This window comes from Amycolatopsis sp. NPDC058278 (assembly GCF_042881395.1).
In the GTDB taxonomy this organism is placed as follows: Bacteria; Actinomycetota; Actinomycetes; order Mycobacteriales; family Pseudonocardiaceae; genus Amycolatopsis.
This window is the reverse complement of the sequence record NZ_JBHVXZ010000007.1, coordinates 52,567-77,371: the sequence shown is the minus strand read 5'-3', so window position 1 is coordinate 77,371 and position 24,805 is coordinate 52,567. Positions and strand designations below refer to the sequence as shown.

General features: G+C 71.3%; 29 protein-coding genes. 21 read left to right on the top strand and 8 right to left on the bottom strand.

Annotated features, from left to right (window positions below):
• The first annotated feature begins 14 nt into the window (after positions 1-14).
• From hemB to ACFVYA_RS05355, 8 genes are all read left to right on the top strand, one after another.
• Positions 15-986 (top strand): porphobilinogen synthase, encoded by a 972-nt coding sequence (gene hemB, locus ACFVYA_RS05390; protein WP_285987930.1) that lies wholly within the window; start codon positions 15-17, stop codon positions 984-986.
• 111 nt (positions 987-1,097) lie between these two features.
• Positions 1,098-1,634 carry a hypothetical protein gene (locus tag ACFVYA_RS05385; protein WP_285987931.1) on the top strand — a complete coding sequence of 179 codons (537 nt, stop codon included), beginning with the start codon at positions 1,098-1,100 and terminating at the stop codon, positions 1,632-1,634.
• Entirely contained in the window at positions 1,631-2,077 is a 447-nt protein-coding gene (locus ACFVYA_RS05380) for a hypothetical protein (protein WP_387042693.1), read from the top strand. The genes ACFVYA_RS05385 and ACFVYA_RS05380 overlap by 4 nt, the downstream gene beginning before the upstream one ends.
• A 13-nt stretch (positions 2,078-2,090) precedes the next feature.
• The gene (locus tag ACFVYA_RS05375; RefSeq protein WP_285987933.1) at positions 2,091-2,429 is read left to right on the top strand and encodes a hypothetical protein; all 339 of its coding nucleotides are present in this window, start codon (positions 2,091-2,093) and stop codon (positions 2,427-2,429) included.
• Between the two features lie 62 nt (positions 2,430-2,491).
• Positions 2,492-3,790, top strand: a complete 1,299-nt coding sequence (locus tag ACFVYA_RS05370; RefSeq protein ID WP_387042690.1) for an efflux RND transporter periplasmic adaptor subunit — start codon at positions 2,492-2,494, stop codon at positions 3,788-3,790.
• Positions 3,787-4,491, top strand: coding sequence for an ABC transporter ATP-binding protein (locus ACFVYA_RS05365; protein ID WP_387042687.1), 705 nt, complete (start codon positions 3,787-3,789; stop codon positions 4,489-4,491). The genes ACFVYA_RS05370 and ACFVYA_RS05365 overlap by 4 nt, the downstream gene beginning before the upstream one ends.
• Positions 4,488-5,690 (top strand): ABC transporter permease, encoded by a 1,203-nt coding sequence (locus ACFVYA_RS05360; RefSeq protein WP_387042684.1) that lies wholly within the window; start codon positions 4,488-4,490, stop codon positions 5,688-5,690. The genes ACFVYA_RS05365 and ACFVYA_RS05360 overlap by 4 nt, the downstream gene beginning before the upstream one ends.
• An 11-nt stretch (positions 5,691-5,701) precedes the next feature.
• The gene (locus tag ACFVYA_RS05355) at positions 5,702-6,277 is read left to right on the top strand and encodes a hypothetical protein (RefSeq protein ID WP_285987937.1); all 576 of its coding nucleotides are present in this window, start codon (positions 5,702-5,704) and stop codon (positions 6,275-6,277) included.
• On the opposite strand, the gene ACFVYA_RS05350 is transcribed toward ACFVYA_RS05355, so the two are convergent.
• The gene (locus tag ACFVYA_RS05350; protein ID WP_285987938.1) at positions 6,274-6,750 is read right to left on the bottom strand and encodes a TspO/MBR family protein; all 477 of its coding nucleotides are present in this window, start codon (positions 6,748-6,750) and stop codon (positions 6,274-6,276) included. The genes ACFVYA_RS05355 and ACFVYA_RS05350 overlap by 4 nt on opposite strands.
• Before the next feature lie 60 nt (positions 6,751-6,810).
• Between ACFVYA_RS05350 and hemL the strand changes: the two genes are divergently transcribed.
• The 7 genes from hemL to ACFVYA_RS05315 all read left to right on the top strand — a co-directional run bounded on the left by hemL (position 6,811) and on the right by ACFVYA_RS05315 (position 14,375).
• Positions 6,811-8,112, top strand: a complete 1,302-nt coding sequence (gene hemL, locus ACFVYA_RS05345) for a glutamate-1-semialdehyde 2,1-aminomutase (RefSeq protein WP_387042679.1) — start codon at positions 6,811-6,813, stop codon at positions 8,110-8,112.
• Positions 8,109-8,735 carry a histidine phosphatase family protein gene (locus ACFVYA_RS05340; RefSeq protein WP_285987940.1) on the top strand — a complete coding sequence of 209 codons (627 nt, stop codon included), beginning with the start codon at positions 8,109-8,111 and terminating at the stop codon, positions 8,733-8,735. The genes hemL and ACFVYA_RS05340 overlap by 4 nt, the downstream gene beginning before the upstream one ends.
• Positions 8,732-9,292, top strand: coding sequence for a TlpA disulfide reductase family protein (locus ACFVYA_RS05335; RefSeq protein ID WP_285987941.1), 561 nt, complete (start codon positions 8,732-8,734; stop codon positions 9,290-9,292). The genes ACFVYA_RS05340 and ACFVYA_RS05335 overlap by 4 nt, the downstream gene beginning before the upstream one ends.
• 310 nt (positions 9,293-9,602) lie before the next feature.
• A complete protein-coding gene (locus ACFVYA_RS05330) occupies positions 9,603-10,376 on the top strand; it encodes a cytochrome c biogenesis CcdA family protein (RefSeq protein WP_387042675.1) in 774 nt (257 codons plus the stop codon).
• Positions 10,373-11,977 carry a cytochrome c biogenesis protein ResB gene (locus ACFVYA_RS05325; protein WP_387042672.1) on the top strand — a complete coding sequence of 535 codons (1,605 nt, stop codon included), beginning with the start codon at positions 10,373-10,375 and terminating at the stop codon, positions 11,975-11,977. The genes ACFVYA_RS05330 and ACFVYA_RS05325 overlap by 4 nt, the downstream gene beginning before the upstream one ends.
• A gap of 3 nt (positions 11,978-11,980) precedes the next feature.
• The gene (ccsB, locus tag ACFVYA_RS05320) at positions 11,981-12,949 is read left to right on the top strand and encodes a c-type cytochrome biogenesis protein CcsB (RefSeq protein ID WP_387042669.1); all 969 of its coding nucleotides are present in this window, start codon (positions 11,981-11,983) and stop codon (positions 12,947-12,949) included.
• A 73-nt stretch (positions 12,950-13,022) separates the two neighbouring features.
• Positions 13,023-14,375 carry a MinD/ParA family protein gene (locus ACFVYA_RS05315; protein WP_285987945.1) on the top strand — a complete coding sequence of 451 codons (1,353 nt, stop codon included), beginning with the start codon at positions 13,023-13,025 and terminating at the stop codon, positions 14,373-14,375.
• A gap of 128 nt (positions 14,376-14,503) precedes the next feature.
• Here ACFVYA_RS05315 and ACFVYA_RS05310 read toward each other — a convergent pair whose 3' ends face one another.
• Both ACFVYA_RS05310 and ACFVYA_RS05305 read right to left on the bottom strand, forming a co-directional pair.
• The gene (locus tag ACFVYA_RS05310) at positions 14,504-14,689 is read right to left on the bottom strand and encodes a hypothetical protein (protein WP_043783873.1); all 186 of its coding nucleotides are present in this window, start codon (positions 14,687-14,689) and stop codon (positions 14,504-14,506) included.
• A gap of 144 nt (positions 14,690-14,833) precedes the next feature.
• Positions 14,834-15,046, bottom strand: coding sequence for a BldC family transcriptional regulator (locus tag ACFVYA_RS05305; RefSeq protein ID WP_103337316.1), 213 nt, complete (start codon positions 15,044-15,046; stop codon positions 14,834-14,836).
• Between the two features lie 276 nt (positions 15,047-15,322).
• Between ACFVYA_RS05305 and ACFVYA_RS05300 the strand changes: the two genes are divergently transcribed.
• The 3 genes from ACFVYA_RS05300 to ACFVYA_RS05290 are packed head-to-tail and all read left to right on the top strand — an operon-like array spanning position 15,323 to position 17,168.
• Complete coding sequence (locus ACFVYA_RS05300; RefSeq protein WP_167454931.1) at positions 15,323-15,796, top strand: Lrp/AsnC family transcriptional regulator; 474 nt, start codon at positions 15,323-15,325, stop codon at positions 15,794-15,796.
• 11 nt (positions 15,797-15,807) lie between these two features.
• Positions 15,808-16,089, top strand: a complete 282-nt coding sequence (locus tag ACFVYA_RS05295; protein WP_103337318.1) for a DUF4229 domain-containing protein — start codon at positions 15,808-15,810, stop codon at positions 16,087-16,089.
• Positions 16,086-17,168: a PLP-dependent cysteine synthase family protein gene (locus tag ACFVYA_RS05290; RefSeq protein WP_387042665.1), complete on the top strand. Its 1,083-nt coding sequence runs from the start codon at positions 16,086-16,088 to the stop codon at positions 17,166-17,168. The genes ACFVYA_RS05295 and ACFVYA_RS05290 overlap by 4 nt, the downstream gene beginning before the upstream one ends.
• On the opposite strand, the gene ACFVYA_RS05285 is transcribed toward ACFVYA_RS05290, so the two are convergent.
• The 4 genes from ACFVYA_RS05285 to ACFVYA_RS05270 form a co-directional block, all read right to left on the bottom strand.
• Positions 17,165-18,037 carry a 1,4-dihydroxy-2-naphthoate polyprenyltransferase gene (locus tag ACFVYA_RS05285; RefSeq protein ID WP_387042662.1) on the bottom strand — a complete coding sequence of 291 codons (873 nt, stop codon included), beginning with the start codon at positions 18,035-18,037 and terminating at the stop codon, positions 17,165-17,167. The genes ACFVYA_RS05290 and ACFVYA_RS05285 overlap by 4 nt on opposite strands.
• Positions 18,038-18,146: 109 nt before the next feature.
• Positions 18,147-18,290, bottom strand: a complete 144-nt coding sequence (locus tag ACFVYA_RS05280; protein ID WP_387042659.1) for a hypothetical protein — start codon at positions 18,288-18,290, stop codon at positions 18,147-18,149.
• Between the two features lie 63 nt (positions 18,291-18,353).
• Positions 18,354-19,466: an o-succinylbenzoate--CoA ligase gene (menE, locus tag ACFVYA_RS05275; RefSeq protein ID WP_387042846.1), complete on the bottom strand. Its 1,113-nt coding sequence runs from the start codon at positions 19,464-19,466 to the stop codon at positions 18,354-18,356.
• A gap of 1 nt (position 19,467) precedes the next feature.
• Positions 19,468-20,391 (bottom strand): 1,4-dihydroxy-2-naphthoyl-CoA synthase, encoded by a 924-nt coding sequence (locus ACFVYA_RS05270; RefSeq protein WP_387042656.1) that lies wholly within the window; start codon positions 20,389-20,391, stop codon positions 19,468-19,470.
• A 60-nt stretch (positions 20,392-20,451) separates the two neighbouring features.
• Here ACFVYA_RS05270 and menD point away from each other — a divergent pair, with 60 nt between their 5' ends.
• The 3 genes from menD to ACFVYA_RS05255 all read left to right on the top strand — a co-directional run bounded on the left by menD (position 20,452) and on the right by ACFVYA_RS05255 (position 24,245).
• Positions 20,452-22,128, top strand: a complete 1,677-nt coding sequence (gene menD, locus ACFVYA_RS05265; protein ID WP_387042653.1) for a 2-succinyl-5-enolpyruvyl-6-hydroxy-3-cyclohexene-1-carboxylic-acid synthase — start codon at positions 20,452-20,454, stop codon at positions 22,126-22,128.
• A gap of 121 nt (positions 22,129-22,249) precedes the next feature.
• Complete coding sequence (locus ACFVYA_RS05260; protein WP_387042650.1) at positions 22,250-23,779, top strand: M1 family metallopeptidase; 1,530 nt, start codon at positions 22,250-22,252, stop codon at positions 23,777-23,779.
• A gap of 22 nt (positions 23,780-23,801) precedes the next feature.
• The gene (locus ACFVYA_RS05255; protein ID WP_387042648.1) at positions 23,802-24,245 is read left to right on the top strand and encodes a DUF3592 domain-containing protein; all 444 of its coding nucleotides are present in this window, start codon (positions 23,802-23,804) and stop codon (positions 24,243-24,245) included.
• Here the strand turns inward: ACFVYA_RS05255 and ACFVYA_RS05250 are convergent.
• Positions 24,242-24,799 carry a GNAT family N-acetyltransferase gene (locus tag ACFVYA_RS05250; RefSeq protein ID WP_387042645.1) on the bottom strand — a complete coding sequence of 186 codons (558 nt, stop codon included), beginning with the start codon at positions 24,797-24,799 and terminating at the stop codon, positions 24,242-24,244. The genes ACFVYA_RS05255 and ACFVYA_RS05250 overlap by 4 nt on opposite strands.
• Between the last annotated feature and the right edge of the window lie 6 nt (positions 24,800-24,805).

The following is a 24,805-nucleotide window of genomic DNA, read 5'->3' as shown; positions in this document are numbered from 1 at the left end:
GTAGCTTGGTAAGGGTGTTCCCCGAGCATCGTCCCCGCAGGCTTCGCACCACCCCGGCCATGCGCAGGCTGGTGGGCGAAACGACGCTGCGGCCACGCCAGCTGATCCTCCCGATGTTCGTCGCCGAAGGGATCGACGCGCCGCGGCCGATCTCGAGCATGCCCGGCGTCGTCCAGCACACCCGCGACACGCTGCGGAAGGCCGCCGTCGACGCGGTCAACGCCGGCGTCGGCGGCCTCATGCTGTTCGGCATCCCGGCCACGCGCGACGCCGAGGGCTCCGGCGCGGTCGACGAAAAGGGCATCCTCAACGTCGCCCTGCGCGACCTGCGCCAAGAGCTGGGCGACGCCACCGTGCTGATGGCCGACACCTGCCTCGACGAGTTCACCGACCACGGTCACTGCGGCGTCCTGGACGCCGACGGCGGGGTCGACAACGACGCCACCCTGCGGATCTACGCCCAGATGGCGATCGCGCAGGTCGAAGCCGGGGCGCACGTGCTGGGGCCGTCCGGGATGATGGACGGCCAGATCGGCGTCATCCGCCGGGCGCTCGACGAGGTCGGGCACAAGGAAGCGGCGATCCTCGCGTACTCCGCGAAGTACGCCAGCGCGTTCTACGGCCCCTTCCGGGAGGCCGTCGACTCGCAGCTCAAGGGCGACCGCAAGACCTACCAGCAGGACCCGGGCAACGGCCGCGAGGCGCTGCGCGAGATCGAGCTGGACCTCGCCGAGGGCGCGGACATGGTGATGGTCAAGCCCGCGCTGGCCTACCTGGACGTCATCAAGGCGGCCGCGGACATCTCCCCGGTCCCGGTGGCGGCGTACAACATCTCCGGCGAGTACGCGATGGTCGAGGCCGCGGCGGCGAACGGCTGGCTGGACCGCGAGCGGACGGTCCTCGAGGTGCTGACGTCGATCCGCCGCGCGGGCGCCGACCTGATCCTGAGCTACTGGGCCGCGGAGGCCGCTGCCTGGCTGGACTGAGGCTTATTCTGGTCAGGCCGCCACGCCCCGCCCGCATCCGGGTCATGAGGGCAAAAAGGCATGTGGCGGCCGACGGCTGAATAAGCCTCACTGACCCGTTAGAGTCCACGCGTGGAAGACAAAGAGGACCTCACGGGTCTGACCGACGACGAACGGCGCAAACTCGGCCGCTCGCCCGACCCGGTGCTCCCCGGCGAGCGGGCCCCGAAGGCGGCACCGCCGCGCCCGGTGGCCGTGTCGTTCTGGCTCTGGCTGGCCGGCGGTGTCGTGCTGATCCTCGGGTACGTCCAGCTGATGGCGGGCAAGTCCGCGGTCATCAGCCGGTACGTCGAGGGCACCAAGGACCCGAAGATCACCCCGCAGATGATCGCGGACGGCGTCACGGCGATGCTGTGGTTCCTCCTCGTCGGGTCGGCCGTGTTCACCCTGTTGTTCCTGCTCTTCGCGTACAAGGCTCGCGAAGGCACCCGCTCGGCCCGGACGGTGCTGACCGTGCTGCCGATCGTGATGGTGCTGCTGATCTTCACCTTCGCGCCGGTGCTCACCTACCTGACGCTGGTCGCGGTGCTGCTGTTCGTGATCGCGCTGGTGCTGCTGTACCTGCCTTCGGTCAGCGGCTACTTCCCCAAGGTCGGCAAGAAGCTGTGAGCGACCGGCTCTACGCCGAGTCCGGCGTGAGCTGGGCGGCGATCGGGTGGGGCCCGGTGTTCGCCCTGGTCGGCGCGCTGGCGGAGCTCGCCACCGGCGGCCCGGTGCACGTGGTGGGCTGGCTGATGGTCGGCTTCGCGCTGTGCGTCATCACGATGCCGTGGGTGTACGCGCGCCGCCGGTTCCTGTCCCTGGAGGTGACGACCGAGCAGCTGCGGCAGGGCCGGGAGAAGGTGCCGGCCGCGCAGCTGGTTTCGGTCACCGACGTCGGGACGCCGGTCGGCGCGCGGGTGCTGGGCGGCGGCTGGTCGGTGCCGCGGAAGTACGATTCGCTGCCGGTGGAGCTGGCCGACGGCACGGTGGTGCTGGCGTGGGCGAAGGACGTCGAGGCCCTTCAGGACGCGCTGGACCGGCTCGTCCGGGCGACGCCGCGTGAAGCATGAGAAAATCTCCGGTGTGATCGACCTTCCGCAGCCCACCGGGGCCGAGCTCTGGCCGCCGGAAGAACCCGGCCCGCGTGCGCGGCTGCACAAGCCGTGGCGGACGCTCGTCGCCGCCGTGGAGGTCGTGCTCGCTGTTGCCGCCGGCTGGGCCGCCTACTCGTGCTGGCACAGCAGCGTCGCCACCGTCGTCACCCGGACCGACGACGGGGCGGTGCTCGAGTCGCACCGGTACTTCGGCGGGCTGCTCGCCGCCGCCATCGGGCTCGGGACCGTGGCCGCGTTGCTGCTGGTCGACGCGGTGCGTCAGCTGTCGCTCGCCATCCGTGCGCGCAGCGCCAAGACGAAGGCCTGATACACAGCTCGCGCACAGGTAACCAACAGTCCATTGCTAAGCAGCGGCACCAAGGTTGCCGCATGACGCGCGTGCGTGCCTCGAAGGCATGGGTGATCAACGGAGCTCTGGTAGTACTGCTGGCCGGGGCGGGATTCGGGATATACCAGGCATTCAGCCCCGAACCGAGCTCGGCGCAGGCCCAGTCGCGCAGCACCCCGGTCCGCCGGGCGACGGTCACCGAGACCGTCTCCGCCGCCGGGACCCTCGCCAGCAGCTACACCGGCGCGGCGAACTTCGCGACGGCCGGCAAGGTCACCTCGATCGACGTCAAGGTCGGTGACGTCGTCAGCGCCGGGCAGAAGCTCGCCACCGTCGACAGCACCCAGGCGGCGAAGCAGCTTCAAGTCGCGAAGGCGAACCTCGCCGTCGCCCAGAACAACCTCGACACCGCCGAGACGGCCGAAACCACCCCGGCCACCGGGCAGAACAACCAGAACAGCCAGAACAGCGCCCAGACCGCGGCCAACAACGTCACCTCGGCGCAGGCGAAACTCGACCAGGCCCAGCTCGACGTCCAGACCGCGCAGCAGGCGCTCGACAACACGACGCTCTACGCGCCCGGCGCCGGCACGGTCACCGCGGTCAACGGCGCGGTCGGGCAGCAGTCCACCAGCGGTTCCTCGGCCACGAGCCAGTCGTCGAGCAGCGGCAGCGGCCAAGGCGGCCAGGGTTCGTCGTCGAACTCCAGCTCCGCCGCGTCGAGCAGCAGTAGCAGCAGCTCGGGGTTCATCACCATCACGAACCTGACCGGCCTGGTCGTCAACACCTCGGTCGCGGAGATCGACGTCAGCAAGGTCAAGGCGGGGCAGAAGGCCACCGTGACGCTCAACGCGCTGCCGGACAAGCCGGTCCAGGCCACCGTGTCGAGCGTCAACCTGACCCCGACCACCAGCGGCAGCGTCGTCTCCTACGGCGCGCAGCTGGCCCTGACCAGCCCGCCGGACGGGCTGCGGCCCGGCCAGTCGGCGAGCGTCGTGATCACCGTCGCCGAGGCGGACGACGCGCTGAGCGTGCCGGCCGCGGCGGTGCAGACGGTCGGCAGCACCAACCTCGTCACCGTGCAGGAAAACGGGCAGAACGTCACCCGCCAGGTGCAGGTCGGGCTGCGCGGCGAGTCGACGGTCCAGATCACCTCCGGGGTCACCGAGGGCGAGAACGTCGTGCTCACCGGGACGGCCTCGACCGGTTCGACCGGCGGAACCGGCCGGACGGGCGGCACCGGGGGCACCGGCGGCTTCCCCGGCGGCGGGACCGGTGGGTTCCCGGGCGGCGGCCAGCGCGGCACCGGCGCCGGCGGCGGCTTCGGCGGACGCGGATGAACCCGGTGATCGCGGTCTCCGGACTGCGCAAGACCTACGGGGCCGGCGAGACGGCGGTGCACGCGCTGCGCGGCGTCGACCTCACGGTGTGGCCCGGCGAGTACGTCGCGATCATGGGCGCGTCCGGCTCGGGGAAGTCCACGCTGCTGAACATGCTGGGCTGCCTGGACGTGCCGACGTCCGGCCGGTACCTCCTGGACGGCTTCGGTGTCGGAAAGCTGAACGAACGGCAGCTGGCGTTGCTGCGCAACCGGAAGATCGGGTTCATCTTCCAGTCCTTCAACCTGGTGCCCCGGACGTCGGCTTTGTCCAATGTGGAGCTTCCGTTGGTCTACAGCGGACTGAAGCGGTCCGAGCGCCGCCGCCGGGCGCTCGCGGCGCTCGACATGGTCGGGCTGTCCGACCGGGCCAAGCACCTCCCGAGCGAGCTCTCCGGCGGGCAGATCCAGCGGGTCGCGGTGGCGCGGGCGCTGGTCACCGGCCCGGCGATGCTGCTGGCCGACGAACCGACCGGCAACCTCGACCGGCGCAGCACCGAGGACGTCCTCGGCGTGTTCGACCGGCTCAACTCCCTCGGCCGCACCATCGTCGTCATCACCCACGAGGACGAGGTCGCCGAGCACGCGCACCGCGTCGTCCGCGTCGACGACGGGCTCATCGTGTCGGACGAAGTGACGCGCACGGTCGGAGCGGTCCGGTGAACCTCCTCGAAATCCTGCGGTTCGCCGTGCGCGGGCTCACCGCGAACAAGCTGCGCTCGGCGCTGACGACCCTCGGCATCACGATCGGCGTCGCCGCGGTGATCCTGCTGGTCGCGGTCGGCAACGGCGCGTCGGCGGCCATCGCCGCCAGCATCCAGGGCCTCGGCACCAACGTCGTCAACGTCTCGCCGGCGCGCGGCGGCGGGCAGGGCGCGTCGGCGCGGCCGCTGACGGTGCAGGACGCCCACGCGCTCGTCGACCCCGTCGGCGCGCCGGACGTCAAGGCCGCGTCACCGGTGGTCAACACGACGGCGACGGCGACCTACGGGCAGACGTCCTACGACATCTCCAGCGTCGCCGGCACCGAACCGGCGTACTTCACGACGACCAACCGCGAACTCGCCCAGGGGCAGCTGTTCACCGCCGAAGACGTCACGGCCGCGCGGAAGGTCGTCGTGCTCGGCCCGACGACCGCGGAGTCGATCTTCGGGACCGCCGACCCGGTCGGCAAGAACGTGCTGCTCAACAGCATCCAGTTCACCGTGATCGGCGTCCTGCAGACCAAGGGCAGCACCGGCCTGCAGAACGCCGACGACGTCGCCATCGCGCCGATTTCGGCGGTCCAGAACTCCCTCGCCGGCTACGGCAGCCTCAGCCAGATCGCCGTCCAGGCCACCAGCGCCGACTCCGTCTCGCTGGCCCAGTCCGAGATCACCGCGATTCTCAACGCCCGCCACGGCATCCGGCTCGGCGGCACCCCGGATTACCAGATCCAGAACTCCGAGCAGCTGCTCGCGACCCGGACGTCGGCGACCGAGACGTTCACCGTGCTGCTGGCGGCCGTCGCGGCGATCTCGCTGCTCGTCGGCGGCATCGGCGTCACCAACATCATGCTCGTCACGGTGACCGAGCGGATCCGCGAGATCGGCATCCGCAAGGCCATCGGCGCTCCGCGGTCGGCCATCCTCGGCCAGTTCCTCGCCGAAGCGACCATGCTCAGCCTGTTCGGCGGGCTGCTCGGCGTCGCGATCGGGGTGATCGGCAGCCGGTTCACCATCTCCGGGATCAAACCCGTCGTGGTGCCCTCGTCGATCCTGCTCGCTTTCGCGGTATCCGCCCTGATCGGGCTGTTCTTCGGCAGCTTCCCGGCGAACCGGGCCGCCAAGCTCCGGCCCATCGATGCGTTGCGTCACGAATAAGGAGTTCCCGCATGTCTTCCTCCACCCAGACGCCGCCCGTCCCGGGTGACGAGCCGACGGCGATCCTGCCCGCCGTCGAGCCGACCGCGGAGCAGATCGTCGCCAGCCCGGCGGTCGACGGTGACCTCAACGCCGAAATGCGCCGGGCCGCGAAGCCGTTTTCCCGCACGACGCTGGTGCTCGCCGGGCTCGTCGTGTTCGCGATCGCGTTCGGCGGCGGCGCCTGGACGCACGCGGCGTTCGGCTCCGCCACGCCCACGCGCCCCGGCGGCACCGCCGGGGGCAGCCAGGCCCGCGCCCAGGGCGGGACCGGCCAGCCCGGCGGCACCGGCCAGCAGGGCGGCGGGTTCCGCGGCGGCCGCGGCACCACGGGCACGGTCGACCACGTCGACGGCACCACCGTCTACGTCAAGACCGCGCAGGGCGCCGACGTCAAGGTGTCCACATCGGACTCGACCACGGTCGGGGTGACCCAGCAGGGCAAGCTGTCGGACCTCAAGCCGGGCGCGACGGTCGTCGTCCAGGGCCAGGCGGGCAGCGACGGCACGGTGACCGCGCAGGCCATCACCCAGGAGGCCGCGCGCTAGTTCAGGACGAGGACCGCGGTGTTGAGCGCCGTCGCGTAGAGGATCCACGCGAGGTAGGGCACCAGAAGCGCGGCGGCGGCCTTCGACCGGCGGCCGAACAGGACGATCGTCACCACCACGACGACGTCCAGCAGCACGATGTCGGCCAGGGCGAGCCCGGCCGCGCCGCCCTCGAAGAACAGCGGGGTCCAGAGCAGGTTGAACAGCAGGCCGATGCCGTACGCGGCGAACCCGCGCGTCTCGCCGTCCGTCCGCCAGTACAGCCAGCCCGCCACCGCGATGGTGATGTACAGCACCGTCCACACCGGACCGAACAGGGTCGCGGGCGGCGCCCACGCCGGCTGCTCGAGCCGCGCGTAGACCTCCCTCGCCGACGTCGCGGCCAGGCCGCCGACCACGGCCACCACGGCGACGACGCCCAGGAACCCGGCCAGCATGAGCCACTGGTTGCGGTGCGGGGCGCGTTCGGTCACCGGCTGTTCCCCTCCCGGGCGGCTGCCCGCCATCTTAAGCGGGTTTGCGAGGATGGGAGGGTGAGCACTGGAACCGAGCAGTCCAAGGCATGGTTCGAACGCGCGAAGACGGCCATCCCGGGCGGGGTGAATTCGCCCGTCCGGGCGTTCAACTCGGTCGGCGGCACCCCGCGGTTCATGGTCCGCGGCGAGGGCCCGCACCTGTGGGACGCCGACGGCAACCGCTACGTCGACCTGGTGTCGTCCTGGGGCCCGATGATCCTGGGCCACGCGCACCCGGCGGTCGTCGAGGCGGCGCGCACGGCGGCGACGTCCGGGCTCTCGTTCGGCACGCCGACGATCGGCGAGGTCGAGCTGGCCGAGGAGATCATCAACCGCGTCGGGCCCGTCGAGCAGGTCCGCCTGGTCAACTCCGGCACCGAAGCCACGATGAGCGCGATCCGGCTGGCCAGGGGCTTCACCGGCCGGTCGAAGATCGTGAAGTTCGCCGGCTGTTACCACGGTCACGTCGACGCGCTGCTCGCGCAGGCCGGCTCCGGCGTCGCGACGCTCGGGCTGCCCACCTCGCCGGGTGTCACCGGGGCACAGGCCGCGGACACGCTGGTGCTGCCCTACAACGACCTCGACGCGGTCCGGAAATCCTTTGTGGACAACCCGGGGGAGATCGCCGCGGTGATCACCGAGGCGGCGGCCGGGAACATGGGCGCGGTCGCGCCGGACCCCGGCTTCAACGAGGGGCTGCGCGACCTGGCCCACGAGCACGGCGCGCTGCTGATCATGGATGAGGTGATGACCGGGTTCCGCGTCTCGCACGCGGGCTGGTTCGGCCTCGAAGGCGTGGCCGGCGACCTCTACACGTTCGGCAAGGTGATGTCCGGCGGGCTGCCGGCGGCGGCCTTCGGGGGCCGCGCCGACGTGATGGCCAAGCTCGCCCCGGGCGGCCCGGTCTACCAGGCCGGGACGCTCTCCGGGAACCCCGTCGCGGTGGCCGCCGGCCTCGCGACGCTGCGCGCGGCCGACCACGCCGTGTACGCGGCTCTCGACGCCAACGCGAAGCGCCTCGGCAACCTCTTCCACGCCGCCCTCATCGAGGCCGGGGTCGCGCACAACGTCCAGTACGCGGGCAACCTGGTGAGCGTGTTCTTCGGGGAGACGCCGGTCCGCGACTACGCCGGCGCGCAGGCGTCCGAGACGTGGCGCTTCCCGCCGTTCTTCCACGCGTTGCTCGACGGAGGCGTGTACGCGCCTCCGAGCGCGTACGAGGCGTGGTTCGTCAACGCGGCCATGGACGACGAAGCGTTCTCCGTGATCGAAGCGGCTTTGCCCGCGGCGGCGCGCGCGGCGGCCGGGGCTGTCCAGTGACCACCGTCGTCCACATGCTGCGTCACGGCGAAGTGCACAACCCCGAGAAGATCCTGTACGGCCGTCTCGAGGGCTACCGGCTCTCCGAGCGCGGGCAGCGTCAGGCGCTCACGGTCGCCGAGGCCGTCGCCGGTCACGACCTGGTGCACGTCGTCGCGTCGCCGCTGCAGCGGGCGCAGGAGACGGCGGCCCCGATCGCCGCCGCGCACCGGCTCGACATCGCGACCGACGAGGGCCTGATCGAGGCGGGCAACCAGTTCGAGGGCCTGCACGTGGCGGTCGGCGACGGCGCGCTGCGCGAGCCGAAGCACTGGCCGAAGCTGGTCAACCCGTTCAAGCCGTCGTGGGGCGAGCCCTACCTCGAGATCGCGCACCGGATGCTCGGTGCGGTCCACCGGGCGCGCGAGGCGGCGGCCGGTCACGAAGCTCTCTGCGTGTCGCACCAGCTGCCGATCTGGACGCTGCGGCGGTTCCTCGAGGGCAAGCGCCTGTGGCACGACCCGCGGCGCCGCCAGTGCTCGCTGGCGTCGCTGACCAGCCTGGTCTTCGACGGTGACGAGCTGCGCGAGATCGTCTACAGCGAGCCCGCGGGCGCGACCGACCCGAAGGTGACGGGGGCATGAAGCTCTTCTGGGCGGTGGTCGCGGTGTTGGCGCTGGCCGGGTGCAGCGCGGGCAAGGACGCGGTGGTGCAGGGGAGCAGCTTCAGCTTCGTCTCCCCAGGCGGCAAGGTCGACATCGCCTACGACGCCGCCGAGCGCCAGACGGTCCCGGTGCTGGCCGGTGAAGACCTGATGAACGAGGGCAAGCAGCTGTCGCTGGCGGACTACGCGGGCAAGGTCGTCGTCCTGAACCTGTGGGGCCAGTGGTGCGGGCCGTGCCGCACGGAGGCGCCCGAGATGGAGTCGCTGGCGAAGCAGGGCGTCCAGGTGGTGGGCATCGACGTCCGCGACCCGGCGCGCGAGGTGGCCCAGGACTTCGTGCGGGACCGGCAGCTGACGTACCCGTCGATCTACGACCCGGACGGCCGCGTGCTGCTCAAGCTGAGCGGCTACCCGCGCAACATCATCCCGTCGACGATCGTGCTGGACAAGCAGCACCGGGTGGCGGCGGTGTTCCTGCGGCAGGTGCTGGCCCAGGACCTGCTCCCGGTGGCCCAGCGGCTGACCGCGGAAGCTTGATCGGGGGTTTCCGCCCGCGGTGGGGCTCGGCTCGGGCGCGGCGCCCGCCCTTCCCTTGGGGGACCTCCCTGGTCCAGTCTATCGGCGGGCGCCGACAGAACCCCGAATTCGCCGGTCGGAAAGCGGAGTCATCCACAACCCGGCCGTGCTGTGGACTGAACCGTGCCCCAGGGAACCGTGCCCCGGGAACCGGCCGCGCGGGCCGAAACCGCCGAAACCCCCGGGACCAAGGTCCTGAACTGCTGTGACCGAGGTCCTGTGAAGCGGCCCCGGCGTTCTCACCGCGACCTCACTGCCTACCCTCAACGGGGTGAACTCCGTGACCGAGCTGGCGATCTCCGGGCCGCTGCTGCTCGCCGCGGGTGTCGCGCTGCTGGCCGGGGCGATCTCGTTCGCCTCGCCGTGCGTGGTGCCGCTCGTGCCGGGGTACCTCGCCTACCTCGCCGCGCTCGTCGGGGCGGAGGCGCCCGCCGTCAGTGCCGATGAGGAGCGCAAGCAGGGGCGGTGGGCCGTCCTCGGTGCCGCGCTGCTGTTCGTGGCCGGGTTCACCGTCGTGTTCGTCGGCACGTTCGGCACCCTCGTCTGGCTGACCGCCACCCTCACCCTCAACCAGGACCTGCTGCAGCGCCTCGGCGGCGTGCTGACCATCGCCATGGCGATGGTGTTCCTCGGCTGGATCCCCGGCCTGCAGCGCGAGGTCCGCTCGCACCGCGTCCCGCGCGGCGGCATCTGGGGTGCCCCGCTGCTCGGGGCGATCTTCGGGCTCGGCTGGACGCCCTGCATCGGCCCGACGCTGTCCGCCGTCACCACCCTGGCCAGCGCGACCGGCGGCGCCGAAGCCCGCGGGTACCTGCTGATCGCCGTCTACTGCCTCGGCCTCGGACTGCCGTTCCTGCTCATCGCGCTCGGCGCCCGGTGGGCCGTGCGCGCCACCGACTGGGTCCGCCGGCACGGCCGCCAGGTGCAGATCTTCGGCGGCGTGCTGCTGCTGATCGTCGGCCTCCTGCTGGTCACCGGTGTCTGGGGCGACCTGATGGGCTGGCTCCGCAACGAACTCGCTCTCGACCTGAGGCTGCCGCTGTGACGACGACCGAGGCCCCGCCGACGACCCCGCCGAGCCCCCGGCGCACCACGCCGGTGAAACGCGTCCTGGCCTTCCTGCGCAACACCTGGCGCGGCCTGACGTCCATGCGCACCGCGCTCGTCCTGCTGTTCCTGCTCGCCCTGGCCGCCCTGCCGGGCGCGCTCCTGCCGCAGCGGAAGCTCAACGCGCCCAAGGTCGCCGAGTACATCGCCGCCCACGGCTGGTGGGGGACGCTGCTCGACAAGCTCGAGTTCTACGACGTCTACTCCAGCATCTGGTTTTCGGCCATCTACCTGCTGCTGATGATCTCGCTGATCGGCTGCCTGACGCCGCGGAGCTTCGAGTACGTCCGGGCGATGCGCGCCAAGCCGGTGCTGACCCCGCGCAACCTGGCCCGGATGCCGCACTACCGGCTCGGCCGCGGCGAAGCCGATGCCACCGCCGAGATCGCGGCCGTCCACAAGCAGCTCTCCGGCTGGCGCCGCGTCGAGCGCGAGGAAGCCGACGGCGTCCGCACGATTTCGGCCGAACGCGGGTTCCTGCGCGAGACCGGCAACCTCGTCTTCCACTTCAGCATGCTCGGCCTGATCGTCTTCTTCGCCCTCGGCAAGCTCTTCGGTTACGAGGGCCAGGTCATCGTCCAGGCCAACGGCAGCACGTTCTGCAACGGCGGCATCAACCTCTACGACTCCTTCAACGCGGGCCTGAAGGTCGACGGCACCCGGCTCGACCCGTTCTGCGTGAAGGTCAACGACTTCACCGCCCGCTACACCGAGTCCGGCCAGCCCGACTACTACCACTCGAACATCGAGTACCAGTCCGGCCAGGACCTCGACACGAACACCTGGCGCCCGTACGGCCTCGAGGTCAACTCGCCGCTGCGCACCGCGGGCGACCGCGTCTACCTGCTCGGCCACGGCTACTCGCCGAAGTTCACCGTCACCTTCCCGAACGGCGCGCAGCGCACCCAGAACACCCAGTGGCGCACGGTCGACCCGACCACGATGCTCGCCGAGGGCGCGACGAAGTTCGACCAGCCCGGCCTGACCAGCGAGGCAGAGCGGCGGACCCGGCAGCTGGCCATCACCGGCCTGTTCGCCCCGACGGCGTTCCTGCACGGCAACGTCCTGACGTCGTCGGCTCCCGAGGCGAACGACCCGGCCGTCGCCGTCGACGTCCTGCGCGGCGACATCGGCCTCGACGCCGGGCGCGGCCAGTCGGTGTTCGAGGTCGACCAGTCGCTCATCGACGACGGCAGGCTGAAGAAGGTCGCCCGCGAGAACCTGAAGGTCGGCCAGGAGATCAAGCTCGACGACGGCACGAAGGTCCGCTTCGACGGCGTCGGCGAGTGGGTCTCGCTGCAGGTTTCGCACGATCCGACGCAGGGGTTCGTGCTCGGCTTCGCCATCGCGATGTTCCTCGGCCTGGGCGCGTCCCTGCTGGTCAAGCGCCGTCGGCTGTGGGTGCGGGTGAAGCCGGGAACTCCCGCCGACCCGGGTACCGTGATCGAGGTCGCCGGGCTGGCCCGCACCGACCAGGCCGGGTACGGCGAAGAGTTCCACCGGGTCAGCGAACGCCTGATCAGTGGGCAGAAGGGCTGAGGCATGCCGATCAACGAAACGCTGTCGACCTACAGTGACTGGCTGTACACCACCGCCGCGGCGATCTACGTCGTCGCGCTGATGTTCACCCTGATCGAGCAGGGCTTCGGCGCCAAGGGCCGGCTCGCCACCGAGCGCGCCAAGCTCCGGGCGCGCGAGCTCGTCGGCGCCGGCGGGCCACCGGTCGAAGAGGTGCCGGCTGCCCAGCGTGAGGTCGGCCGCCCCGAGCGGATCGGCCGGATGGGCGCGTCGCTGCTCGTGCTCGGCGCGCTGCTGCAGCTCTCGGCGATCGTGCTGCGCGGCCTCGCCGTGCACCGCGCGCCGTGGGGCAACATGTACGAGTACGGCATGGCCGTCACCTTCATCACGGTGCTGACCTGGCTGATCGTGATGTGGAAGTTCCCGGTGCGGCACCTCACCGGTTTCCTGCTGCTGCCCGTCGTGATCCTGATGTTCATCAACGGCACCCTGCTGTACACGACCGCCGCGCCGGTGCAGCCTGCGCTGCAGTCGTACTGGCTGGTCATCCACGTCTCGGCGGCCATCATCGGCTCCGGCGTCTTCCTGGTGCCTGGGGTCGCGAGCGTGCTGTACCTGTTCCGCGCGGCCTTCGACAAGGATGAAACCAAGTTCGCCCGGTTCGCCTCGAAGCTGCCCGCGGCCGACGTCCTCGACCGGATCGCCTACCGGACCACCATCTTCGCCTTCCCGGTGTTCACCTTCGGCGTCCTCTGCGGCGCGGTCTGGGCCGAGTCGGCATGGGGCCGGTTCTGGGGCTGGGACCCCAAGGAGACCGTCGCCTTCATCGCCTGGGTGGTCTACGCGGCCTACCTGCACTCGCGGGCGACGGCGGGCTGGCGCGGGGCCCGGGCCGCGGCCATCAACATCGTCGGGTTCGCCGCGATCGTCTTCAACCTGTTCTTCGTGAACCTCGTGACCGCGGGCCTGCACTCCTACGCCGGGGTGGGCTGAGCAGTCCGCGCGTCCGCCGACTACCGTCGACACCGGGGGCGGAGTTTCAGGCGGAGCGTGGAGGTTTTCACCGGTGACCGGACCCAGCGAAGAATCGGCTCCAGGCCACCCCGAACAGGCTGAACCGGCCGCTGCCGCGCCACAGCCGGGCCTGTTCGCCGACGACCGGACGGACTCGCACCCGCACCCCGAGACGTCGGGGGCGTTCGACGTGCAGCCGACGCAGGCGGTGGCCCCGCCGGTCAACCCGGCGGTGTCGGGGCCGCACCAGGTGCCCAATCCCGCCGTGTCGGGGCCGCACCAGGTGCCCTACGGCTACGACCAGAACCTCCCGCCGCTGCAGCCGCAGTACGGCGACCCGGCGCAGCCGTACCAGGCCCACGCCCAGTACCCGCAGCAGCCGCCGCCCGGGCCGCAGCAGCCGCAGCAGCCGTCGGGCCTGCCGCAGCCCCAGGGCGGCCGGCACGCCGCGCCGCAACCGCAGCCGGGCCACGGCCACGACCTGTCGACCGCGCACCTGGTCAAGCAGACCAAGCGGCCCCCGCAGTCCGGCTGGCGCAAGGCGGTCTACGTCGGCACCGGGAAGCTGGTCAACCCGGGGGAGAGCCCGGCGGACACCCGCCGCCGCGAGCTCATCGCCCGCGTCAACCAGCCGCTGCGCGGCTGCTACAAGATCGCGATGCTGTCGCTCAAGGGCGGCGTCGGCAAGACCACGGTGACGACGACGCTCGGGGCGACGTTCGCCTCGCTGCGCGGCGACCGCGTGGTGGCCGTGGACGCGAACCCGGACCGCGGCACGCTGTCGCAGAAGCTCCCGCTCGAGACGACGGCGACGGTCCGCCACCTCCTGCGCGACGCGGCTCGCATCACGCGCTACAGCGACGTCCGGTCCTACACGTCCCAGGGCGCCAGCCGGCTGGAAATCCTCGCGAGCGAGCAGGACCCGGCCGTCTCCGAGGCGTTCTCCGAGGAGGACTACCGGCGCACGGTCAACCTGCTGGAGCACTTCTACAACATCGTGCTCACCGACTGCGGGACCGGCCTGATGCACTCGGCGATGAAGGGCGTCCTGGACGTGGCGGACGCACTGGTCGTGGTCTCGTCCGGCTCGGTCGACGGCGCCCGCAGCGCCTCGGCGACGCTGGACTGGCTCGAAGCGCACGGCTACGGCGAGCTGGTCAAGCGCTCGGTGGCGGTGATCAACTCGGTCCGGCCCAAGGGCGGCTCGGTCGACCTCGACAAGCTGTCGGCGCACTTCGGCGCCAAGGTCCGGGCGGTCTGCAAGGTGCCGTTCGACCCGCACCTGGAAGAGGGCGCCGAAATCGAGCTGGACCGCCTCTCCGGCGACACCCGCCTGGCCCTGCTGGAGCTGGCCGCGACCGTCGCCGACGGCTTCGCGACCCCGCTCTCCCAGGGCTACCGCTGACCCGTAACCCGCGTGATCAGAGCCGGAACTCGCGTGATTGAAGCCGGAACTCGCGAGTTCCGGCTTCAATCACGTCGGTGACGGGCCGGATCACGCGGGTTACGGGTTCGGCGAAGGTAAAGGCCTGCCTAAAGGTCTTCATCCCGGCGTTTGCGCTGCTGTTCGGCCAGCTGGCGCAGGAAGTCGGGGTCGTCGTCCGGGGCGAGCGGGGCGCGGCGTGGAGCCGAGGGCACCCCGATCCGCTGGCCGGCGAACGACCGCCACAGGAGCAGGGCGACGACCAGCGCGCCGACCGCCGCGAGCAGAGCGAGCATGCCGGATCCTTCCGTATGGCTGCCTGTCCCCCGAGGTTAACCGTTCGGACCGTGTGGTGGGCCTGAAGCGGGTCACCGAAGCACGAAGGCCGTGTCGGGACGGGGTGGTTCCCGTACCCGACACGGCCCTGGCGTCCGGATGGTTCAGGCGGTGCGCGTCGGTTCGCTGGCGTCGGTGGTCAGCTCGGCGAGGAGCTCGTTCACCTCGGACTCCCGGAACCGCCGGTGCCCACCCGGGGTCCGGATCGAGCCGATCCGGCCGGCGGTCGCCCACCGCGTCACCGTCTTGGGGTCCACTCGGAACAGCGCTGCCACCTCGCCAGGGGTGAGCAGGCGTCCGCCCATCGTCGCGGTCATCTTCCGCCTCCTTAACGAACTCACTGCTATACCGGAGGCGTCCGGGCCTTCTGCCCGTCGCGCCGGGGTAGCCAACAAGGCAATCGTTGCACTTCACCCGTCGGGTACTCGAACGGTTGTCCGCGAGTAAAGAGCCCTTAAAGGTCAAAACGGACAGATTGTCCACCGTGGCGACTACCGTCCGGTGACCTGACGTGCGGAGACGTCCCCGACGTGGCCACCGGCGGCGGGGCGTGGTGCCAATGGGGGATTGTCCAACCGCATAGAGTGATCCCCGTGGATCAGTTGGACCGGAAGATCATCGCAGCGTTGCGCATCAACGGACGGGCCACCTACGCCGATCTCGGACGAGCCGTCGGGCTGTCCGCGTCATCGGTGCACGAGCGCGTGGGCAAGCTGGAGGCGGCCGGCGTGATCACCGGCTACCACGCGGTCGTCGACCCGAGCTCGGTCGGCCTCGGCGTCACCGCCCTCGTCAGCATCCACCCGACCGACACGGCCACGGAGGACGACGTCGCCGACGCGCTCGCCGAGCTCGACGAGGTCGAGAGCTGCTACGCGGTGGCCGGCGACGAGGCGTTCGTCGTCAAGGTGCGCGTGTCGACCGTCGACGAGCTGGAACGCACGCTGGGCCGGCTGCGCCGCATCCCCGGCGTCGGGCGGACGAACACAACCGTGGTGCTCTCGACGCGGTTCGAGGGCCGCCCGAACAACGCGGGCCTGCAGAAGGACCGGTCAGGTGGGGCGTAGCCTGCGTTGATGTGAGCGACGTGAAGGCCGACCACCTGCCCCGTGACCTGACGCTGTACCTGCTGGCGCGGTTCGTGCTGGTCGGGGTGATCGCGTGGGGGCTGTCCCTGACCGGGGTGCCGCTGCTGGTCGCCCTGGTGATCGGCCTGGTCGTCGGGCTGCCGCTCGGCCTGCTGCTGTTCCGCCCGCTCAACGCCCGCGTGACCGCCGGGCTGGCGAAGCGCAACGAAAAGCGAGCCCGCGCCCGTGCCGAGCTGCGCGCGCAGCTGCGCGGCGAGGGACAGCCCGAGTGAGCCGCCCGCACAACCGCAGCTGGGTCCGCGAGGCCGTCCGGATCATCGAGGCCGACGCCAACCGCAGCGCCGACACCCACCTGCACGTCTTCCCGCTGCCCCCGGAGTGGGGCATCGACCTGTACCTCAAGGACGAGTCGGTCCACCCGACCGGCTCGCTGAAGCACCGGCTGGCCCGGTCGCTGTTCCTCTACGGGCTGGTCAACGGCCAGATCGGGCCGGACACCGTGCTCGTCGAGGCCTCCAGCGGGTCGACCGCGGTGTCCGAGGCCTACTTCGCCCGCATGCTGGGCCTGCGGTTCATCACCGTCGTGCCGCGGCGCACGTCGAAGGAGAAGGTCGCGCTCATCGAGTTCTACGGCGGCGAGTGCCACTTCGTCGACGAGGCCCCGGCGATGTACCCCGAGGCGGAGCGGCTCGCGGCCGAGTGCGGCGGGCACTACCTCGACCAGTTCACCTACGCCGAGCGCGCGACGGACTGGCGCGGCAACAACAACATCGCCGAGTCGGTGTTCGCGCAGATGCGCTCGGAACGCCACCCGATCCCGGCGTGGATCGTCGTCGGCGCGGGCACGGGCGGCACGAGCGCGACCTTCGGCCGGTACGTCCGCTACAAGCGCCACACGACGAAGGTCTGCGTCGTCGACCCGGAGAACTCGTCGTTCTACGGCGCCTGGGAGACCGGGGCACCGGACTACGGCACCGGCATGCCGTCGCGGATCGAGGGCATCGGTCGGCCGCGCTGCGAGCCGTCCTTCGTGCCGGGCGTCATCGACGAGATGTTCCAGATCCCCGACGCGGGCTCGCTGGCGGCGATCCGGCTGCTGCGCGAGCGGACCGGCCACTGGGCGGGCGGCTCGACCGGCACCAACCTCTACGGCGCGTTCCGGCTCATTTCCCGGATGGTCGAGGACGGCCAAGCGGGCAGCGTCGTGACGCTGCTGTGCGACGGCGGCGAGCGATACGCGCACACCTACTACAACGACGAGTGGCTGGCCCAGCAGGGCTTGGACCTGGCCCCGCACACGGCGTTGTTCGAGGAGTTCCTGACGACCGGGAAGTTCGTCCCGGAGAGCTAGAGGTTCAGGCCGACCGCGGTGGCCACGGCCCACATCAGCATGGTGAAGCCGGTGTCCCGCAGCGCGGGGATCAGCTCGCGCCCGGTCTTGCCGCCGTGGACCGCGCCCACCGCGGGGAGCAACGCGGGGATGGTCAGCGTGGCCAGCGCCACCAGCCCGTACCCGGCGACAGCCAGGACAAGGGTGAGCACGTACGGCACGGTGATCAGCGCCAGGTAGAGCCGCCGGGTGCCCTTGTCGCCCAGGCGGGTGGCCAGGGTGCGCTTGCCCGCCTCGATGTCGGTCGGGATGTCACGCAGGTTGTTGGCCGTCAGGACCGCCGTCGAGAAGCAGCCGACCGCGACCGCGCACGCCAGCGCCGGCCAGCTCACCCGGCCCGCCTGGACGTACACCGTGCCGAGGACGCCGGCCAAGCCGAAGAACACGAAGACCGCGATCTCGCCGAAGCCGTAGTAGCCGTAGGGCTTCTTCCCGCCGGTGTAGAACCACGCGCCGAGGATGCACAGCGCGCCCATCCCCAGCAGCCACCAGTGCCCGCTGACGGCCACGAGGACCAGCCCCAGCACGCCGGCGAGGCCCAGGGAGATCAGCGCGGCGGTGAGCACGGCCTTCGGGGCGGCGACGCCGGAGCCGACCAGCCGGAGCGGGCCGACGCGGTTTTCGTCCGTGCCGCGGATGCCGTCGGAGTAGTCGTTGGCGTAGTTGACGCCGACGATCAGCGAGAGGGAGACCAGCAGCGCCAGCGCCGAACGCCACCACGAGAACGCGTCCAGCGCGATCGCCGCGCCGACGCCCGCCACCACCGGCGCCACCGCGTTGGGCAGCGTCCGCGGCCGGGCCCCTTCGATCCACTCGCTCAAGCTCGCCATGGCGCCATTCAACGCCATGGTGATCACCCGCGAGCGGGAACCCGCGAAGTCTTTCGGGGGTTCCGGGTGGCGGAGCCCCCGGCCCGGGGCGAAGCCCCGGATGTCACAGTCAGTTTGTGGTCGGCAGCTGCCAAACGATCGACCCGCTGTTGGGGTCCACCGTGGGACCGTCCGCCAGCGCCGTACCCGCGGGAATGAGGATCCCCAGCGCGACGGCGGTACCGACGAGAGCAGTGCGAATCCAGCGCGTCATGGTGAGTAGCCAAGCGGGCGCACCCTGTGCGTGTCAACGAAGTACCGCCATTCAGCCGCTCGACTACGGCCGGAGCCGGGTCCGCACCGCCGCCCGGTCGACCTTCCCCGGCCCGCGCAGCGGCAGCTCGGAGCCGAATTCGATGCGCTTCGGCGTCGCCGCCGCGCCCAGTTCCGCGCGGACCGCCGCGCGCAGGTCGCCGTGCTCACCCTGCGAGACGACCAGGGCCACCACGGCCTCGCCCCACTCCGGGTCCGGTACCCCGACCACGCAGGCGTCCCGCACCCCGGGCTGGGCGCAGAGACACCGCTCGATCGCGTTCGCCGACACCTTCACGCCACCGGTGTTGATCATGTCGTCGGCCCGGCCGAGGACCTCGATGCGGCCGTCGGCGTGCCGGACCCCGCGGTCGGACGTGGTGAACCAGCCGTCCGCGAACGACTCGGCCGTCAGGTCCGGCCGGAGCCGGTAGCCGTGCGCGAGGACGTCCCCGGCGATCCGGATCCGGTCACCGGAGAGGTCGACGCGGACGCCGTCGAGGGGGAAGCCGTCGTAGACGCAGCCGCTGGCCGTCTCGCTCATGCCGTACGCGGGCACGATCCGCACCCCTGCGTCCGCGGCCCGTTCCCGCAGGGCCGGCGAGGTCGCCGCCGCACCGACCACGATCGCGTCGAACGTCTTCGCCGCGGCCAGCCCCGCGCCGCCGTCGTCGAGCAGCCGGACCAGCTGGGTCGGGACCAGCGCCGTGTACCGCGGGCCGCCCTTCAGCCGGGCCGCCGCGGCCGCGAAGTCGTCCGGCCGGAAGCCGGTGCCGGTCAGCAGCACCGGGGTCGTCCCGGCCAGCAGCGACCGGACCAGCACCTGGAGGCCGCCGATGTAGTGCGCCGGGGTGGCCAGCAGCCAGTGCCCCGGCCCGCCGAGGCGCGTGTGCGTCGCCTCGGCGGACGCGGTCAGCGCGCGGGCCGAGAGCAGCACGCCCTTGGGGGCGCCCGTCGAGCCCGACGTGGCGATGACCACGGCGGTGCCCGGCTCGGCGGGCTCGGCCGGCGCCATCGCGTCGCGCAGAGTCGGGTCGGTGAACGGCAGGACCGCCGGGCCGCCGCCCAGCGCGTCCGCGACGGCTCCGTTCAGAGTGCCGAGTGCCTCGGGCGAGCCGTCGAGGTGGACCGGGAGCAGCTCAGTAGTAATAGGGGACGTCCTTGAAGTCGGGGTCGCGCTTCTGGAGGAAGGCGTCACGGCCTTCGACGGCCTCGTCCTGCATGTAGGCCAACCGGGTGGTTTCCCCGGCGAACAGCTGCTGGCCGACCAGGCCGTCGTCGGCGAGGTTGAACGCGTACTTCAGCATCCGCTGCGCCGTCGGCGACTTGCGCGTGATCTCCCACGCCCAGGTCAAGGCCTCTTTTTCCAGGTCGGCGTGCGGGACCACGGCGTTCACCGCCCCCATGTGGTGCATCTGCTCGGCGGAGTACTCGCGGCCGAGGAAGAAGATCTCCCTGGCGAACTTCTGCCCCACCATCTTCGCCAGGTAGGCCGAGCCGTAGCCGCCGTCGAACGAGCCGACGTCGGCGTCGGTCTGCTTGAACTTCGCGTGCTCGGCCGAGGCGAGCGTGAGATCGCACACCACGTGCAGGGAGTGCCCGCCGCCCGCGGCCCAGCCCGGCACGACCGCGATCACCGGTTTCGGCATGAACCGGATCAGCCGCTGGCACTCGAGGATGTGCAGCCGGCCGGCCCGTGCGGGGTCCACCGTGTCGGAGGTCTCCCCGCTCGCGTACTGATACCCGGAGCGTCCGCGAATACGCTGGTCACCACCGGAGCAGAACGCCCACCCGCCGTCCTTGGGCGACGGGCCGTTCCCGGTGAGCAGGACGCAGCCGACGTCCGAGCTCATCCGGGCGTGATCCAGCGCCCGGTAGAGCTCGTCGACGGTGTGCGGCCGGAAGGCGTTGCGAACCTCCGGACGGTCGAACGCGATGCGCACCACGCGTTTGCCACCGCGGTTCTCGGCGGAACGGTGGTAGGTGATGTCGGTGAAGGCGAAACCGTCGACCTCGGTCCACGCGGCCGGATCGAACAGCTCGGAAACTCGGGCGTCATCCACGTTTGCGAGGATAGGACCTGTGGACACTTGTGATCTCGATGAGTCTGGAGCCTGCCGGAGATGAACCCATCCACCGCGCAGGCCAGGGTCATCGTCGACGAACTCGTCCGCAACACCGTTTCGCACGTCGTCCTCTGCCCGGGTTCCCGCAACGCGCCGCTGTCGATCGCGCTGTATGACGCGGCCGCGGCCGGGAAGCTGCGGCTGCACGTCCGCATCGACGAGCGCGGGGCCGCCTTCCTCGCCCTCGGCATCGCCGCGCGCACCGGCCGCCCGGTGGCCGTGCTCTGCACGTCCGGCACCGCGGCCGCGAACTTCCACCCGGCCGTGCTCGAGGCCGACCGGGCCGGTGTCCCGCTGATCGTGCTGACCGCCGACCGGCCGCCCGAGCTGCGGGCCGCGGGGGCGTCGCAGGTCATCGACCAGCACCAGCTCTACGGCGACGCGATCCGCTACTTCGACGAGCTGGCCGTCGCCGAGCGGCGGGCCGGCCAGAACTCGTACTGGCGCAGCCAGATCTGCCGGGCGTGGAACGCCGCCTACGGCGAGTGGCGCTGCGGGCCGGTGCACCTGAACATCCCGTTCCGCGAGCCGCTCGTGCCCGATTTGGACGACGACGGCGAATGGTACGAATCCCTCGACGGCCGCGCGGACGGGTCCCGCTGGACCGAGCTGCCGGACTTCGGCGCGCTCCCGTCGTTCGTGGTGCCTTCGGCGCGCCACGGCCTGGTGATCGCCTGCGACACCGGCGTCCAGGCGGCCAGCGAGTGGGCCGAGCAGCACGGCTGGCCGGTCGTGTCGGAGACCGGCGGCCTGGGGCTGTCCGGCGGCACGGCGATCTCGTCCGGGGTGTGGCTGCTGGCCGTCGAGGAGTTCATCAGCAGGCACAAACCGGAGCAGGTGCTCTGCCTCGGCCGTCCGACGGTGTTCCGGCAGATCCAGAAGGTGCTCTCGGACGCCGACGTCGAGGTGCTGCTGGTGCGCCCGGACTCGGACTGGCCGGCGCCCGCGCACAACGTCCGCCAGGTCGGGCAGTGGTTCGACGAGCCGACCAAGCCCGCCGACCCGGAGTGGCTGGCCAGCTGGCGCCGGGCCGACGCCGCGGCCGCCTCCGCCGTCGCCGCGACGCTGGCCGACGAGCCGTGGCCCAGCGGGCTGCGGGTGGCCACCGAGCTGGTGGACGCGCTGCCCCCGGACTCGCTGCTGGTGGTGGGTTCGTCCAACCCGACCCGGGACGTCGCACTGGCCGGCCGGCTGCGTCCGGACGTCCTCGTGCACCGCAACCGCGGCGTCGCGGGCATCGACGGCACGGTCTCGACGGCCATCGGGGCCGCGTACGTGCACCGGGGACCGTCGTACGCGCTGCTGGGCGACTTGACGTTCCTGCACGACGCGTCGGGCTTGCTGACCGGGCCCGCCGAGCAGCGACCCGACCTGACGATCGTCGTGCTCAACGACGACGGCGGCGGCATCTTCTCGCTGCTCGAGCAGGGGGCGCCGGAGCACTCGGCGAGCTTCGAGCGCGTCTTCGGCACCCCGCACGGCGCCGACCTGGGCGCGCTGTGCGCCGGCTACCGCGTCCCGCACGTCGTCGCGGAGACGCTGACGGAGTTCCGGGCGGCGTTGACGCCCGCCCCGGGATTGCGGGTCGTCGAGGTGCGGGTGGACCGGTCCCGGCACCGCGACCTGCACGCCCGCCTGCGCGCGGCGGTGTCCTCAGCTGTTTCCGCGGCCTGACGTCAACCGCTTTCCGGGTGGGATCTCAGCAGGCAAGAAACCTCCCTTCGGCTGTTCCTGGGTGCTCCTTGGCTGGCTACGTTCGAGCGCGCTGCTTTCTCACTCCTCTGGAGGAATTCGAATGCGTGCAAGAACGCGCACCGGCCTCGGTGCGCTCACGGCGGGCGTCGTCTCGGTGCTGCTCGCCGGCACCGCGAGCGCGGCGCCCTCGCCCGGCGCCCCCGGTGCCGGCGACCCGTACTACCCGAACGCCGGCAACGGCGGCACCGACGTGCTGCACTACGACATCCGGCTGACCTACCAGCCCGCGACCGACCTCCTGTCGGGCACCACGACGCTGCTGCTCACCGCGACGCAGGACCTCTCGCGGTTCGACCTGGACTTCGCGCTGAAGGCGTCGAGCGTGCGGGTGAACAACCGGCCGGCGCAGTTCACGAACCAGACCGGCAACGGCGAGCTCGTCGTCACGCCGGCGCAGCCGCTGCTCAAGGGCCAGACCGCGACGGTCGTCGTCGCCTACGCGGACACGCCGTCGACCGAGACGGTCGACGGCATCAACGCGTGGAAGAAGGGCTCCTTCGGTGCGCTCGGCATCGACGAGCCGCAGAGCTCGGCGTGGTGGTTCCCGGCCAACGACCACCCGACCGACAAGGCGACCTACGACGTCTCCATCGAGGCGCCGGACGACAACGCCGCCATCTCCAACGGCACCCTGGTCCGCAAGACGAAACAGCGCGCCGGCTGGACCCGCTGGCAGTGGCGGAGCACCAAGCCGCAGGCGACGTACCTGACGTCGTTCATCGTCGGCAAGTACGAGGTCATCGAGTCCACGACGCCCGACGGCAAGCCGTTCGTGACGGCGTACGGAGCCGACCTCGGCGACTCGCTGTACGCGGCGAAGGCCAGCGTCGAGCGGACGCCGGAGATCGACGAGTTCCTGGCGACGCAGTTCGGGCCGTACCCGTTCGAGGCCGAGGGTGGCGTCGTGACCAGCGGGATCACGTTCTCCCTGGAGAACCAGACCCGTCCGACGTACGGCGCCCGCAACTTCCGCGCGGGCTCGAACACCACGCTGATCGCGCACGAGAACGCCCACCAGTGGTTCGGCGACAACGTCTCCCTCGGCCGCTGGAGCGACATCTGGCTGAACGAGGGCTTCGCGTCCTACGCGGAGTGGCTGTGGTCGGAGCACGAGGGCGAGGGCACGGTCGCCGAGCTGGCGCAGTACACCTACGACTCGAACCCGGCCGACGGTGACCTGTGGAAGCTCGTCCCGGCCGACCCGGGCGCGGACAACCAGTTCGACAACGCGGTCTACGACCGGGGTGCGCTGACGCTGCAGGCGCTGCGGACGGCCGTCGGTGACCAGGCGTTCTTCGCCATCTTGAAGGCGTGGCAGGCGCAGAAGGGCGGGAAGGACGGGCGGATCCTGGAGTTCATCGCGCTGGCGGAGAAGATCTCGGGCAAGCCCCTGCACGACCTGTTCCAGACGTGGCTGTACACGGCGGGCAAGCCGGCGGTGGGCCCGAACGGTGCTGCCGCTCCGGCCGCGGTGGCCGCCCGCTCGGCTGCTCCGGCTCCGGCCAAGCCGCGCTCGTACGACCAGATCCAGGCGAACCACCGGTTCCTCGCCGCCGAACACGCGGGCTGAGCAAGACCGCTACGCTCGCGGCGTGAGCACGAGAGGTGAGCGGGCGAGGCGCGTCGGGTGGTGGACCACCCTCGGCGTCGCCTCGCTCCTCACGGTGATGTGCGTGTGCCTGCTGTTCGCGGCGATCCGCAACGACAGCGCGATCTCGGCCCAGCTCGGCACGGCGACGGCCACGGTGGATTCGGTGGCGTTCGACCGCACGATCATCCACTTCGAGACCCCGGACGGCATCGTCCACAGCCCGGCGAACGGCGTGCTGTACCCGGACGGCCTGGCGGCGGGCCAGCTGGTCCGCATCGAGTACGACGCGTCCGATCCGGAGCTGGCTCGGGTGGCCGGCCGGTCGGCGACGCTGACGCTGCTGCCGCTGGGGAGTTTCGTGTTCTTCACGTGGCTGGTGGCCGGTCCGGCGCTGTGGTGGATCCGGCGGCAGAACAAGCGCGTGAAGGCGGAGGCCGCGGCTTAGCCCGCCGTCTCCAGCCAGCGGCGCCGCGAGATCTCGTACTCGACCTCACCCTGCTCGGCGCCTTCGATCGGGTCGTCGTACTCGCCGGCCGAGATGAACGCCCGGGCGAACGTCAGCCCCGCCGACACCATCGTCGCCCGCGAGGGCGTGTTGACCGCCATGGTCTGCGCGAAAATACGATCGAGCCCCAGCTCCTCGAAGCCGTAGCGGAGCAGCTCGAGCGAACCCTCCCGCGCGTACCCCTGCCGCCACTGGCGGCGCAGCAGCCGATATCCCAGCTCCGCCTCGCCGTCCACTTCCGGCTGGTCCGGGCCATGAGGCGGCCGCAAAAGCCACCACCCCACGAAGTCTTCCCGCGCGAAGCCCATCCAGAAGCCGAACCCGGGTTCGGTGGCCATCCGCCGCGCGTGCGCCCGCTCGACTTCGGCCCGGGTCGCGGCGCGTCCGGTGAGGTAGCGCATCACCTCCGGGTCGGAGTCCAGCTCGTACTCCAGCTCGAGGTGCTCGTCGCGCAGAGGCACGAGCGTGAGCCTCGGGGTGCGAAGGGTCGGCATGTCCCG